The sequence below is a fragment of the Citrobacter sp. C6_1 genome (assembly GCF_014596835.2).
GTDB lineage: Bacteria > Pseudomonadota > Gammaproteobacteria > Enterobacterales > Enterobacteriaceae > Citrobacter > Citrobacter pasteurii.
In genome coordinates, this window is record NZ_CP115031.1 from 631,193 (window position 1) to 645,057 (window position 13,865).

Here is a 13,865-nt window from a genome sequence, read left to right on the forward strand (position 1 = left end):
TGGATATGACGGCGCACATTCATGGCATCGGGAAGGAAGTCTCTTCGGTCATTGCTCAGTCATGGCATCGTTGCAGCAAGTTTATGCAGCGGGAAACCTGGCAGGCACCGCATCAGGCGCAGGGACTGACTTTTGCGTCGATTTGTCGCCGTAAGACTGCGTTGCTGACGATTGGGCAGGCCGCGCTGGAAGATGCCTGGGAGTTTATGGATGGACGTCCGTGCGCGCTGCTGATTCTGGATGAATCGGCTTGTATTCTCAGCCGATGCGGCGATCCGCAGACGGTGGAACAGCTGGCGGAGCTTGGGTTTCGTGACGGCAGCTACTGTGCGGAAAGCATTATCGGTAGTTGTGCGCTATCGCTGGCAACGATGCCAGGGCAGCCGACAAAAACCTCTGGCGATCAGCATTTTAAGCAGGCGCTGCATCCGTGGTCGTTCTGCTCTACCCCGGTCTTCGATAACCATGGGCGGCTGTTTGGCTCTATTTCCCTGTGCTGCCTGGTGGAGCATGAGTCCGTTTCTGATCTCTCCCTGACGCTGGCGATTGCCAGAGAAGTCGGCAACTCTTTACTGACCGACAGTCTGTTGGCCGAATCTAACCGCCATCTGAATCAGATGTATGGGCTGTTGGAGAGCATGGATGATGGCGTGATGGCGTGGAACGAACAGGGCGTGTTGCAGTTCCTCAATGCGCGCGCGGCGCTGCTTTTGCATCTAGACGTGCAGGCCAGCCAGGGAAAAAACATTAACGACTTGCTCAATCTGCCCATGCTGCTGCGCCGGGCGATCAAACATGCCCGTGGCCTGAATCACGTCGAAGTGACTTTCGAAAGCCAGCACCAGTTTGTTGATGCCGTCATTACCCTGAAGCCGATTGTTGAAGAGCAGGGCAACAGCTTTATTCTGCTGCTGCACCCGGTCGAACAAATGCGTCAGTTGATGACCAGCCAGCTCGGGAAAGTCAGCCACACCTTTGAACAGATGTCGACGGATGATCCGGAAACCCGTCGGCTGATCCATTTTGGTCGCCAGGCGGCGAGAGGGAGTTTCCCCATTCTGTTGTGTGGTGAAGAGGGGGTGGGTAAAGAGCTATTGAGCCAGGCTATTCACAATGAAAGTGAACGTGCCAGCGGGCCGTATATCGCCGTGAACTGCCAGCTGTATGCTAACAGCGTGCTGGGGCAGGATTTTATGGGCAGTGCGCCAACCGATGATGAAAACGGTCGGCTGAGCCGTCTTGAACTGGCGAACGGCGGTACGCTGTTTCTGGAAAAAATTGAGTACCTGGCACCAGAGTTGCAATCCGCGTTGTTGCAGGTTATCAAGCAGGGCGTATTGACACGCCTTGATGCCCGCCGCCTGATCCCGGTAGATGTTAAGGTGATCGCCACCACCACGGTTGATCTCGCCAACCTGGTAGAACAAAACCGCTTTAGCCGTCAGCTGTATTATGCGCTGCACTCTTTTGAGATAGTGATCCCACCACTGCGGGTGCGGCGTAACAGTATTCCCTCGCTGATTTATACGCGGCTGAATAGCCTGAAAAAACGCTTTTCAACCAGCCTGAAAATTGATGACGACGCGCTGGCGCAACTGGTGGCCTACTCGTGGCCGGGCAATGATTTTGAGCTCAACAGCATTATCGAAAATATCGCCATTAGTAGCGACAATGGCCATATTCGCCTGAGTAATTTGCCGGATTATCTGTTTGCCGAACGTCCGGGTCTGGAGACGGCGTCTTCACTGCTGCCAGCCAGTCTGACGTTTACCGCCATCGAAAAAGAGGCGATTATCCATGCCGCCCGCGTCACCAGCGGACGTGTGCAGGAAATGTCGCAACTGTTGAATATTGGCCGCACAACTTTGTGGCGCAAGATGAAGCAGTACGACATCGATGCCAGCCAGTTTAAGCGCAAACATCTGGAGTAGTTTCTTCGATTCTGGCCATCGAAAACAGCGCATCTGACAGACGATTGATGTAACGCTTAAGCTCATCACGCAGCGCCAACGTTCTGTCCATGGCGATGAGGAGTCGCTCCAGCCGACGCGCCAGCGTGCGCGCAACATGCAACTGTGCCGATGCGAGATTTTTCCCCGGAATAACAAACTCTTTTAGCGGGCCGCTTTGCGTCATATTGCGATCAATAAGCAGCTCCAACGCCTGAATATCCTCGGGGCTAATCGTCTGCGTTAAGCGAGCAAGACCCTTCTCATCGCTGGCAAGTTCCGCGCCGAGAACAAACAGCATCTTCTGGATGGTATGTAAATCCTGGCGAAGCTCTGTCAGGTGCGTGCTGGCGTAGCATACGCCAAGCTGGGAAATCAGTTCGTCCACGGTGCCATAGGCATTCACGCGGATATCGTCTTTGTCGATACGGCTGCCGCCAAACAGCGCGGTCTTGCCCTTATCACCAGTGCGGGTATAGATACGGTACATTTATGTTATCTCGCTGAAAGGAAGCACTTTGACCAGTTGACCGGCATTGGCGCCAAGCGTGCGGATCTGCGCCATTCCGGCGGTAATATGACCACCGACCAGCGCCCGATCCTCGGGCAACTGGGCGTGGGTTAAAGCAATATCACCCGTGGCGTTAAGACCAAGACCGACACGCAGCGTTGAGCTTTTGGCCGCAAGTTTGCTCAAGGCCAGCGCACAGTCATTCCCGTCGCAACAGACCGTCCGGCATGGGACGCCTTGTTCTTCCAGTCCCCAGCACAGCTCATCAAGCGCGCGGGTATCCTGCCAGCGTGGGTGATAGAACAGATGTACGCTCGGTGATGAAAGTGACATCGCGCCCCCTTTGGATTAGAAAGCCTGACGGAAGATCTCAGCGATCTCTTTCTCGTTCCCTTTACGCGGGTTCGAGAACGCGTTGCCGTCTTTCAGCGCCATTTCCGCCATGTAAGGGAAATCGGCTTCTTTGACGCCCAGCTCCTGCAAATGCTGTGGGATGCCAATATCGGCGGAAAGACGGGCGATGGCGTGAATGGCCAGTTCGGCAGCATCCATGGTGGAGAGTCCGTCCGTGTTTTCGCCCATAAACTCTGCGATGTCGGCAAATTTTTCCGGGTTGGCGATCAGGTTATAGCGCGCCACGTGCGGCAGCAGTACGGCATTTGCCACGCCGTGCGGCATGTCGTACAGACCGCCAAGCTGATGCGCCATGGCGTGAACGTAGCCGAGATTGGCGTTGTTGAAAGCCATACCGGCCAGCAGCGAAGCGTAGGCCATGTTTTCACGGGCTTTCAGGTTGCTGCCCAGCGCGACAGCCTGACGTAAATTACGGGCGATCAGACGGATCGCCTGGATAGCGGCGGCATCGGTGACCGGGTTGGCGTCTTTGGAAATGTAAGCTTCCACGGCATGAGTCAGAGCGTCCATCCCGGTTGCGGCGGTAAGTGGGGCAGGTTTACCGAGCATCAGCAGCGGGTCATTAATGGAAACCGACGGCAGGTTACGCCAGCTGACGATCACGAATTTCACTTTGGTTTTGGTATTGGTCAGCACGCAGTGGCGGGTGACCTCGCTGGCCGTACCGGCAGTGGTATTCACCGCGACAATCGGCGGCAGCGGGTTGGTCAGGGTTTCAATCCCGGCATAGTTGTAGAGATCGCCTTCGTGAGTCGCCGCGATACCAATGCCTTTACCGCAGTCATGCGGGCTACCGCCGCCGACGGTAACGATGATATCGCACTGCTCTTTACGAAAGACCTCCAGACCGTCGCGCACGTTGGTGTCTTTAGGGTTCGGCTCTACGCCGTCAAATACGACCACCTCAATCCCGGCTTCACGCAGATGTGCCAGCGTTTTATCTACCGCACCGTCTTTTATCGCCCGCAGACCTTTATCGGTGACCAGCAGCGCTTTTTTACCGCCTAACAGTTTGCAGCGTTCGCCGACAACGGAAATAGCATTGGGGCCAAAGAAGTTCACATTTGGCACCAGGTAATCAAACATACGATAGCTCATAATATACCTTCTTAGATTTAAATTATAATTCAGAGAAACAATTCAGTGCGGTTTCTGCTAATAATCTGTCTTGTTCCACGGTGCCGCCACTAACGCCAACGGCACCAATTAATTTACCGTTTAATATGACGGGTAAACCGCCGCCGAAAATAACAATGCGCTGTTGGTTGGTAAGCTGTAAACCATATAGAGAAGCACCTGGTTGTACTGCATCGGTAATTTCATGGGTACCCTGGCGCAGGCAGCAGGCGGTATACGCTTTATTAAGAGAGATATCACAGCTGGTGACAAACGCCTCGTCCATGCGTTGCATTAGCAGCGTATTCCCACCGCGATCCACCACGGAAAAGACCACCGGAACGCTGATCTCAAGCGCTTTAGCCTCAACGGCCTGCGCCATTTTTTTTGCAGCCGCCAGCGTAATGGTGGCAATTTGTTGGCTCTTATTCACAGTTTCTCCTGACAAGGTTGTAGGGCTGAGGTCACGAAACATATCGCGCAACAGCTATTTTTATCATTGGCTTTACCTTATTTTCTCGCCGTGCGTTATTAAGTCAATAGGGCGAAAATTTCAAAGATATTAAATTCACCTTCCCGGTTTTGCGTTTATTGATAATGATCATTTAACCTCGTCACAATTCACGATGGATATTCCTGAATTGCGTTTCAATATGAAACGATGCGTTTTTATTAGGTACCAAATTGGAACGTAATTAATTTTATTTTTTTATCGGCCTGCTCATTTAAAGTTCTGCTATTGCTGATAAAGGCGATTGCTGGGGGGGAGAGCACCAGCGATACAGCCTGGCGTCCCTATTCTTTATCTTTTGAGTCCATAAACTATGAGAAGATCAAAACGATTCGAAGTCCTTGCGAAGCGCCCTGTAAATCAGGATGGGCTTATTGGCGAATGGCCGGAAGAAGGTCTGATCGCCATGGAAAGTCCCTACGATCCGGCCTCTTCTGTGAAGGTGGAAAAGGGTCGTATTGTTGAACTGGACGGCAAGAGCCGCGCACAGTTCGACATGATTGACCGCTTTATCGCCGACTACGCGATAAACGTGGCTGAAACCGAGCGCGCCATGCAGCTCGACGCACTGGAGATCGCCAGAATGCTGGTGGATATCCACGTCAGTCGCGAAGAGATCATTGCCATTACCACTGCTATTACCCCGGCGAAAGCGGTGGAGGTGATGGCGAAAATGAACGTGGTAGAGATGATGATGGCGCTGCAAAAAATGCGCGCCCGACGCACCCCTTCTAACCAGTGCCACGTGACCAACCTGAAAGATAATCCGGTGCAGATTGCCGCTGATGCCGCTGAAGCGGGGATTCGTGGTTTTTCCGAGCAGGAAACGACAGTCGGGATTGCCCGCTATGCGCCGTTTAACGCCCTTGCGCTGTTGGTCGGTTCTCAGTGTGGTCGCCCTGGCGTACTGACACAATGTTCTGTTGAAGAGGCTACTGAGCTGGAGCTGGGAATGCGTGGGTTAACCAGCTACGCCGAAACGGTGTCGGTCTACGGAACGGAATCGGTCTTCACTGACGGCGACGATACGCCGTGGTCAAAAGCGTTTCTCGCCTCGGCCTATGCGTCCCGCGGCCTGAAGATGCGCTATACCTCCGGTACCGGTTCGGAAGCCTTGATGGGCTATTCCGAGAGTAAATCGATGTTGTACCTGGAATCCCGCTGCATTTTCATTACTAAGGGTGCGGGCGTGCAGGGGCTGCAAAACGGCGCGGTCAGCTGTATCGGCATGACCGGCGCAGTGCCGTCGGGTATTCGCGCCGTGCTGGCAGAAAACCTGATTGCGTCGATGCTCGACCTTGAAGTGGCCTCGGCCAATGACCAGACCTTCTCACACTCTGATATTCGCCGTACCGCCCGCACCCTGATGCAGATGCTGCCCGGCACCGACTTTATCTTCTCTGGTTATAGCGCCGTCCCCAACTACGACAACATGTTTGCTGGTTCTAACTTCGATGCTGAAGACTTCGATGATTACAACATACTGCAACGTGATCTGATGGTTGACGGCGGCCTGCGCCCGGTAACCGAAGAAGAAACCATCGCCATCCGTAACAAGGCGGCGCGGGCTATTCAGGCGGTATTCCGCGAACTGAGTCTGCCGACAATCAGTGATGAGGAAGTGGAGGCTGCCACCTACGCTCACGGCAGCAAAGACATGCCTGCGCGAAATGTGGTGGAAGATCTGGCGGCAGTGGAAGAGATGATGAAGCGCAACATTACCGGGCTGGATATCGTCGGGGCGCTAAGCGGTAGCGGATTTGAAGATATCGCCAGCAATATTCTCAATATGTTGAGACAGCGCGTGACCGGTGATTACCTGCAAACATCGGCCATTCTGGATCGTCAGTTCGACGTGGTCAGCGCCGTGAACGATATCAATGATTATCAGGGACCCGGCACCGGCTATCGCATCAGTGCCGAACGCTGGGCAGAAATTAAAAATATTGCGGGCGTGGTTCAGCCCAGCTCGATTGAATAAGGCGGTACACCGTGGAATGCACAACTGAACGTAAGCCCGTTTTTACCTTGCAGGTCAGTGAAGGCGATGCGGCAAAAGCAGACGATCGCGCTGACGAAGTGGTGATTGGTGTCGGGCCGGCCTTTGGCAAGCACCAGCATAAGACCCTGATTGATATGCCGCACAACGCGATTCTGAAAGAGCTGGTGGCAGGGATTGAAGAAGAGGGACTGCATGCGCGGGTGGTGAGAATTCTGCGCACCTCGGATGTCTCTTTTATGGCGTGGGATGCGGCGAACCTCAGCGGCTCCGGCATCGGGATTGGTATTCAGTCAAAGGGAACCACAGTTATTCATCAGCGTGATTTGTTGCCCCTGAGTAACCTTGAACTCTTCTCTCAGGCCCCGCTGCTGACGTTGGAAACCTATCGCCAGATTGGAAAGAACGCTGCGCGCTATGCACGCAAAGAGTCACCCTCGCCGGTTCCGGTGGTCAATGACCAGATGGTGCGCCCTAAATTTATGGCCAAAGCCGCGCTGTTTCACATTAAAGAAACCAAGCATGTGGTGCAGGATGCTGCGCCTGTCACGCTGCATATTGCATTAGTAAGGGAATGACAATGAACGACAACATCATGACCGCGCAGGATTATCCTTTAGCTACCCGCTGCCCGGAGAAAATTCTGACCCCCACCGGGAAACCGCTAACCGATATCACCCTTGAGAATGTGCTGGCGGGACATGTGGGGCCGCAGGATGTGCGTATTTCTCAGCAAACGCTGGAGTATCAGGCGCAGATTGCCGAACAGATGCAACGTCACGCCGTGGCGCGCAACTTCCGCCGCGCGGCCGAACTGATTGCCATCCCGGATACCCGCATTCTGGAAATCTACAACGCACTACGTCCGTTCCGCTCTTCATTCGCGGAGTTACAGGCGATCGCTGATGAGCTGGAACATACCTGGCACGCGACGGTGAACGCCGGATTTGTGCGTGAGTCGGCAGAGGTGTATCAGCAGAGAAACAAGCTGCGTAAAGGCAGCCAGTGACGGAGGGAATATGCCGTTAATCGCAGGGATTGATATCGGCAACGCCACCACGGAAGTGGCGTTGGCGCAGCATGGCCGGTTTATCGCCAGCGGGATTGTCGCGACCACGGGCATGAAAGGAACGCGGGACAATATTGCCGGGGTGGTCGCTTCCCTGCAGCAGGCGCTGGAAAAAACGCCATGGTCGCTTAACGATGTGGCGAAAATCTGTATCAATGAGGCCGCGCCGGTGATTGGTGATGTGGCGATGGAAACGATCACGGAAACCATTATTACCGAATCAACAATGATTGGGCATAACCCGCAAACGCCCGGCGGCGTTGGCGTGGGCATGGGAACCACCATCGCGGTGGAGAAGTTGGCGGCGTTGAGCGAAGATCGGTTTGGCCAGGGCTGGATCCCGTTGGTCGGCGAGGAGATGGATTTCCTCGAAGCCGTTTGGCTTATCAATGAGGCACTGGATCGCGGAATCCACGTGGTGGCGGCAATCCTGAAAAAAGATGATGGCGTGCTGGTGAACAATCGTCTGCGGCGAACTATGCCGGTGGTTGATGAAGTCACGCTGCTGGAAAAAGTGCCGGAGGGGGTGTTGGCGGCGGTCGAAGTCGCAGCCGCGGGCCAGGTTGTTCGTGCGCTGTCTAACCCCTACGGCATCGCCACGTTCTTTGCCCTGACGTCGGAGGAAACGCAAGCCATCGTCCCTATTGCCAGGGCGCTGATTGGTAACCGCTCCGCCGTGGTGCTGAAAACGCCGCAGGGTGATGTGCGCTCAAGGGTGATCCCGGCGGGTAAGATCTTTATCCGCGGAGAAAGGCGCGGCGACGAGGCTGACGTGGCGCAAGGGGCGCAGGCTATCATGCAGGCGATGAGCGCCTGTGCACCAGTGTGTGACATTCGCGGTGAAGCGGGAACGCACGCAGGCGGTATGTTGGAACGCGTGCGTAAGGTGATGGCATCGCTGTCCGGGCATGATATGAACGCGGTGCATATTCAGGATCTGCTGGCGGTTGATACGTTTATTCCGCGCAAGGTGCAGGGCGGCATCGCCGGAGAGTGTTCGATGGAAAATGCTGTCGGCATTGCGGCGATGGTGAAATCCGATCGTTTACAAATGCAGGCTATTGCCAGCGAGTTGAGCGCGCGATTAAACACCGCTGTTGAAGTGGGTGGTGTAGAGGCCAATATGGCCGTGACTGGCGCGTTAACGACGCCTGGATGTGCTGCGCCGCTGGCGATCCTCGATTTAGGCGCAGGTTCCACTGATGCAGCCATCATCAATAGCGAAGGTGCAGTCAAGGCGGTACATCTGGCCGGCGCGGGGAATATGGTCAGCCTGTTGATTCAGACGGAGCTGGGTCTGAGCGATCCGTTTCTGGCCGAGGAAATAAAAAAATACCCGCTGGCGAAAGTAGAGAGCCTGTTCAGTATTCGCCATGAGAACGGTGTGGTGGAGTTTTTCCGCGAACCACTCAGCCCGTCGGTGTTTGCCAAAGTGGTGTATCTGAAAGACGGCGAGCTGATCCCCGTGGATAACCAGACTTCGCTGGAAAAAATTCGTCTGGTGCGACGTCAGGCTAAGGAGAAGGTCTTTGTGACGAACTGTCTGCGTGCATTGCGCCAGGTGTCACCCGGCGGCTCCATTCGCGATATCACTTTTGTGGTGCTGGTGGGGGGCTCATCGCTGGATTTCGAAATCCCACAGATGATTACCGACGCGCTGGCACATTACGGGGTTGTCGCCGGACAGGGCAACATTCGTGGTACCGAAGGGCCGCGTAATGCGGTGGCGACCGGGCTGGTTTTGGCCGGAATGGCGAATTAATCGTGCAGAAAACAGCCGCCGCAAGCGTTTAGCTGCGGGGTAAATCAAATAAAGGCAACGTTCTCTTTGATATCCCGGCTGAGTTGGGTACATAGTATAAATGTGTCTCTCACGTGGTTAATTTTAAGGATAAGAGCATGCCAACAGCAATTGAGAAAGCATTGGATTTTATTGGTGGTATGAACACCTCAGTGTCAGTACCCCATTCAATGGATGAAAGTACCGCTAAGGGAATCCTAAAGTATTTGCATGACTTAGGTGTGCCAGCGAGTCCGGAAGTTGTAATGGCACGGGGTGAGCAGGAGGGATGGAATCCTGAGTTCACGAAAAAAGTAGCCGGATGGGCAGAAAAAGTCGCCTCCGGTAACCGCATCCTTATCAAGAACCCAGAGTATTTTTCAACCTATATGCAGGAGCAGCTCAAAGAACTCGTGTGAGCTGACTATCGAATAAAACGCTAACGGACGTTTCCATCCCTGATGGCAGCGTCCTAATGGCATGCCAGCAATATGGGCTGGCGTATCGCATGATATACCTTATTCCCCGCATGGCGTGTTCCCAGAGACCATTACACATCCTGAACTACTCAATTGTTGGTTTGCCAACAATTGAATATATTTCCCATAACAAAAAGGACCTGCGATTTCTCGCAAGTCCTTGAAATTTGGTGGCCCCTGCTGGACTTGAACCAGCGACCAAGCGATTATGAGTCGCCTGCTCTAACCACTGAGCTAAGGGGCCGTGGCGGTGGATTATAAAGTAACTCCGCGTTGCAATCCAGACATAAGCGTACGGATGCTGTTTTTATAAACAATGTATTTTCAGTTCGTTATACTTGTCCCTTGATGTATTGTTCGGAGTAATTATGGTTAAGGACATACTGGCGCCGGGGCTGCGGGTGGTGTTTTGCGGCATCAATCCGGGGCTGTCTTCCGCAGGGACAGGATTCCCCTTTGCACACCCCGCTAATCGCTTCTGGAAGGTCATCCATCAGGCGGGATTTACCGATCGTCAGCTTAAACCCGAAGAGGCGCAACACCTGCTGGACTTCCGCTGCGGCGTGACGAAATTTGTCGACAGACCAACGGTGCAAGCCAATGAAGTGAAGCTCCAGGAGATGCGTAACGGCGGTCGTCTGCTCATTGAGAAAATAGAAGAGTATCAGCCCGCCGCGCTCGCTATCCTTGGTAAGCAGGCGTTTGAGCAGGGGTTCAGTCAACGTGGCGCGCAGTGGGGGAAACAGACGCTGACCATTGGTGCGACGCAGATTTGGGTATTGCCGAACCCCAGTGGGTTAAGCCGGATCACGCTGGATAAACTGGTGGAGGCGTATCGGGAAGTGAATGTGGCGTTGAAGGCGCGCGGCCTGTAACTGCCGGAGCCTTAGGCTCCGGCGTCACTGTCAGAACTCGAAGCGTGCGCCCATGTTGTAGCGGCGTCCTTCCAGGATGGAAGACTGGTTATAGGACGTTTTGTAGATTGGGTTCACGTCGAACAGGTTATAAACCCCCGCCATCAATGTGATGCTCTTGTTGAGATGGTAGCGTGCCCCTAAATCGACCAGCGCATAGGCGTCGGTTGACGTTGATTTGCCGATGTCCGGCGTATTGCTGCGCCAGCTGGCTTTGCTCCACAGTTCAAGATCGTTAAGTGCATTCCATGTCAGAGACAGGTTGGCCATGCTCGTCGGGAACTCGTTCAGTGCCTCGCCCTTGTACTGACCGCTCTTTTGCTCGCTGTGGGTATAGGTGTAGTTCGCATTCGCTTTCAGCGCGGCAGTGACCTGCCAGTCGCCGTTCAGCTCCAGGCCATAGATTTCCGCGTTGCTGACGTTGAAATACTGCGAGACCTCTTCCGCTTCATACCCGTTGTAAATGCACTTCTGCGTGGCCGTTGCGGTACAGATGGTGTAGTCGCTGATCTTGTTCTTGAATTTGGTGAAGAACACGGTTGCATCCAGCGCCAGTGTGTCCTGTTGCCAGTAGACGCCCAGCTCGGTGTTGACGCTCTGCTCAGGTTTCAGGTCATCGTTACCGATCCCAATGAAGGAATACGGATACGAACCGTAGACGCTGGTGAAACCTTCATTGTTCTCACGCAGGTCCGGTTTTTTATAGCCCGCCGATACGCCGCCCTTCAGCGCCCAGCTTTCGTCAATCGTCCAGTTACCGTAGAGTTTTGGCGTGACGTGGTAGCCAAAGTAGCTGTCGTGATCGAGACGCGCCGAGGTGGTGAGGGTGAAGTCCGGAACTATCATCCAGGCATCTTCCGCGAAGATGGCCCAGCCGTCACGGGTGATCTTGCTGACAGGCGTTATGCCCGGCACTTCTTTGTTTTCGATGCCGAAAGTGTCGTCCAGCTCATTACGGGTGAAGTTGATCCCCAGCGTCAGCTTGTGGTCGCCCAGTGTAAAGGTGTTCGCGCTGTTGGCTTCATAGTTTTTCTGCTTAATGAACTGCGAACTCATGCCCGGCACACGATACTCGGTTTTAGCGTTCTCGTAGCTGATGAAGTTCTTCACTTCCAGCAGATCGTCGCCGTACCAGGCATGCTGCGCAAGTGAAGCGGCATCGCGGTCAAAGTCCCATTGCCAGGCTTTATCATTGTGTGATTTTACCTGATGCCCTTTGACGACGTTCAAATCCCACAGTTGGGTGTCGGTCGGCGACATGTTGATGGTGGCATCCAGATTGCCAGCCTGGTGCTTCACAAAGCGCTCATCGGAGATGCTGTCGTCATCACGGCGATCAAGATAATCCGCCGCTACGCTCACCCCGAGCTTGCTGGGGATAATTGGCCCCATCAGGAAGACATTGGTCTGGTTGGTGTTACCGTACTCGCTCTTCTCTTGCAGGAAGTAGTTATCTTCCAGCACACCCGTCCATTTATCGAGGTTGTAGCCTTTTTTGGTGATGACGTTGACCACGCCCCCGATGGAGTCAGAGCCATACAGTGAGGACATCGGTCCGCGAATCACCTCGATTCGCTCGATAGCAGCAAGCGGCGGTAAAAAGGCAGCCTCTGTCCCGATATGGTGTCCGTAAGGACGCGATTCGCGGGTGCCTTGTTTGATGCCGTTGACCATGTAGGAGGTATAGGTCGAGTCCATTCCGCGCATCTGCACATCGCCTGTGGCAAGGCTACCGTTGCCATTACCCACCAATACGCCGGGCATCTCGCGAAGGGCTTCGGTGACGTTCTGGTTCGAGCGGGTGTTCAGTTCTTTCTCGCCGATGACGGAGATGGTCGCCGGTGCCTCACGGCGTTCCTGTGCGAAACCGGTGGCGGTGACCACCAGTTGATCTTCATTATCTGGTGTGGTTTCTTCGGCGAAAACGGTCGCCGGGAGGCTGGCAAGGGCGAGCGAAATCGCCAGCGCGGTACGAGTCTGGTTAATCACAACGCATTCCTCAGAACTGGGTTAAATCGAGCTTGAGTACATAGTCAGCCTTGTTGGCTTTTTCATCCTGCTTCACGCTAACGAAGAGCGTTTTGCTGTCAGGAGAAAGCACCATGCTGTTTGGCATTGCTGCCGTTTTGATGGTGTGCTTCAGGCTGTAAGTGTTGGCATCGATAACGCTAATCTGACGGGCATTGCGATGGGTAACATACACTTCGTTGCGGGCAGGGTTATAGACCGCAGCGATAGAGTTTGGCGTGGGAACACGGTGAACAATTTTACCGTTGTCCAGTTGAACTACCAGCACGTCGGCGGTGTTGGTATCGGCGATAAATCCGACGCCTTTGGCCGTGTTCAACGCGATGTTCAGGAAGTAATGCTTCGGCTCGGAGGGGTCAACCTTCACACGCGACAGAACCTGCGACGTTTTGCCATCCAGGGTAACCAGTTCGCCTTTGCCGGTGACGGCGTAAACTTTATTGCCAGCTTCATCAACGGCGAAACCGACCGGATCCATCCCTTTGAGAGCGTGTAATAGTTTCTGGTTATGTGTGTCGACAACCCACAGCACACCTTTATTTTCACTGCCAATACCGGAGACATACAGACGGTGGTGCTTCTTGTCGAGCACCACTTCACGAACGTGGGCTTTATTTTCTTCGTCTGCAAGCTGAAGCATTTTCACTTCTTTATGGGTGCGGGTATCCAGCAGGGTCAGTGAGCCATCCAGCGCATTACCTAGCCAGAGAATGTGGTTAGGTTCATCCAGTGAGACCGCAAAAGGACGGCGTTCGGTGGCGATCCGCTCATCGACTTTTAATGATTCAGTTGAAAACAGGAACACTTCACCGGCGGTTTTATCTTTGTCGAAAGAGGGGGCAGAGGCTGCATAGATAGCCTGTTGTCCGGCGTCATAAGCCAGTTCGTAAACGCCATGACCAAGCGTCTGAGAGGCGAACTGATCCTCAGTAAAGTCTTTTGCCAGGGCTGAACCGGCATAAAGTGCCAGTGAAATCGCAAGCGCGCAGAGGGACTTATTTTTTAATGTTTTGAAATTCATGTCATTTTTCTTTACAGTTGTTTACGAAAAGAAAAATGATAATGAAAATAAATATCATTTACAATTGCATGTAT

Annotated in this window: 13 protein-coding genes and 1 tRNA gene; 7 read left to right on the forward strand and 7 right to left on the reverse strand. The window is 53.8% G+C overall.

Annotated features, from left to right (window positions below):
• Positions 1–5: 5 nt before the first annotated feature.
• A complete protein-coding gene (gene dhaR / locus IB196_RS03140; RefSeq protein WP_040230563.1) occupies positions 6–1,931 on the forward strand; it encodes a dihydroxyacetone kinase operon transcriptional regulator DhaR in 1,926 nt (641 codons plus the stop codon).
• Here dhaR and IB196_RS03145 read toward each other — a convergent pair.
• The 4 genes from IB196_RS03145 to IB196_RS03160 are packed head-to-tail and all read right to left on the reverse strand — an operon-like array spanning position 1,909 to position 4,423.
• Positions 1,909–2,439: a cob(I)yrinic acid a,c-diamide adenosyltransferase gene (locus tag IB196_RS03145; RefSeq protein WP_188231877.1), complete on the reverse strand. Its 531-nt coding sequence runs from the start codon at positions 2,437–2,439 to the stop codon at positions 1,909–1,911. The genes dhaR and IB196_RS03145 overlap by 23 nt on opposite strands.
• Positions 2,440–2,793 carry a glycerol dehydratase reactivase beta/small subunit family protein gene (locus tag IB196_RS03150; RefSeq protein ID WP_005131414.1) on the reverse strand — a complete coding sequence of 118 codons (354 nt, stop codon included), beginning with the start codon at positions 2,791–2,793 and terminating at the stop codon, positions 2,440–2,442.
• Between the two features lie 15 nt (positions 2,794–2,808).
• A complete protein-coding gene (gene dhaT, locus IB196_RS03155) occupies positions 2,809–3,972 on the reverse strand; it encodes a 1,3-propanediol dehydrogenase (RefSeq protein WP_005131413.1) in 1,164 nt (387 codons plus the stop codon).
• A 22-nt stretch (positions 3,973–3,994) separates the two neighbouring features.
• Positions 3,995–4,423: a heme-binding protein gene (locus IB196_RS03160; protein ID WP_005131412.1), complete on the reverse strand. Its 429-nt coding sequence runs from the start codon at positions 4,421–4,423 to the stop codon at positions 3,995–3,997.
• A 391-nt stretch (positions 4,424–4,814) separates the two neighbouring features.
• Between IB196_RS03160 and IB196_RS03165 the strand changes: the two genes are divergently transcribed.
• The 5 genes from IB196_RS03165 to IB196_RS03185 all read left to right on the forward strand — a co-directional run bounded on the left by IB196_RS03165 (position 4,815) and on the right by IB196_RS03185 (position 9,768).
• Positions 4,815–6,482 (forward strand): propanediol/glycerol family dehydratase large subunit, encoded by a 1,668-nt coding sequence (locus IB196_RS03165; RefSeq protein WP_188231878.1) that lies wholly within the window; start codon positions 4,815–4,817, stop codon positions 6,480–6,482.
• Between the two features lie 11 nt (positions 6,483–6,493).
• On the forward strand, positions 6,494–7,078 hold the full coding sequence (locus IB196_RS03170) for a propanediol/glycerol family dehydratase medium subunit (protein ID WP_188231879.1): 585 nt from the start codon (positions 6,494–6,496) through the stop codon (positions 7,076–7,078).
• A gap of 2 nt (positions 7,079–7,080) precedes the next feature.
• Positions 7,081–7,509: a glycerol dehydratase small subunit DhaB3 gene (locus tag IB196_RS03175; RefSeq protein WP_005131409.1), complete on the forward strand. Its 429-nt coding sequence runs from the start codon at positions 7,081–7,083 to the stop codon at positions 7,507–7,509.
• A gap of 10 nt (positions 7,510–7,519) precedes the next feature.
• Positions 7,520–9,331: a diol dehydratase reactivase subunit alpha gene (locus IB196_RS03180; RefSeq protein WP_188231880.1), complete on the forward strand. Its 1,812-nt coding sequence runs from the start codon at positions 7,520–7,522 to the stop codon at positions 9,329–9,331.
• Positions 9,332–9,444: 113 nt separating this feature from the next.
• Positions 9,445–9,768 carry a DUF1889 family protein gene (locus IB196_RS03185; RefSeq protein WP_071887391.1) on the forward strand — a complete coding sequence of 108 codons (324 nt, stop codon included), beginning with the start codon at positions 9,445–9,447 and terminating at the stop codon, positions 9,766–9,768.
• A gap of 228 nt (positions 9,769–9,996) precedes the next feature.
• On the opposite strand, the gene IB196_RS03190 is transcribed toward IB196_RS03185, so the two are convergent.
• Positions 9,997–10,072: transfer RNA gene (locus IB196_RS03190), tRNA-Ile, on the reverse strand.
• A 124-nt stretch (positions 10,073–10,196) separates the two neighbouring features.
• Between IB196_RS03190 and mug the strand changes: the two genes are divergently transcribed.
• On the forward strand, positions 10,197–10,703 hold the full coding sequence (mug, locus tag IB196_RS03195) for a G/U mismatch-specific DNA glycosylase (RefSeq protein ID WP_005131406.1): 507 nt from the start codon (positions 10,197–10,199) through the stop codon (positions 10,701–10,703).
• A gap of 30 nt (positions 10,704–10,733) precedes the next feature.
• Here mug and IB196_RS03200 read toward each other — a convergent pair whose 3' ends face one another.
• A complete protein-coding gene (locus tag IB196_RS03200) occupies positions 10,734–12,731 on the reverse strand; it encodes a TonB-dependent receptor (protein ID WP_188231881.1) in 1,998 nt (665 codons plus the stop codon).
• A 10-nt stretch (positions 12,732–12,741) separates the two neighbouring features.
• On the reverse strand, positions 12,742–13,791 hold the full coding sequence (locus tag IB196_RS03205; RefSeq protein WP_040230558.1) for a YncE family protein: 1,050 nt from the start codon (positions 13,789–13,791) through the stop codon (positions 12,742–12,744).
• Between the last annotated feature and the right edge of the window lie 74 nt (positions 13,792–13,865).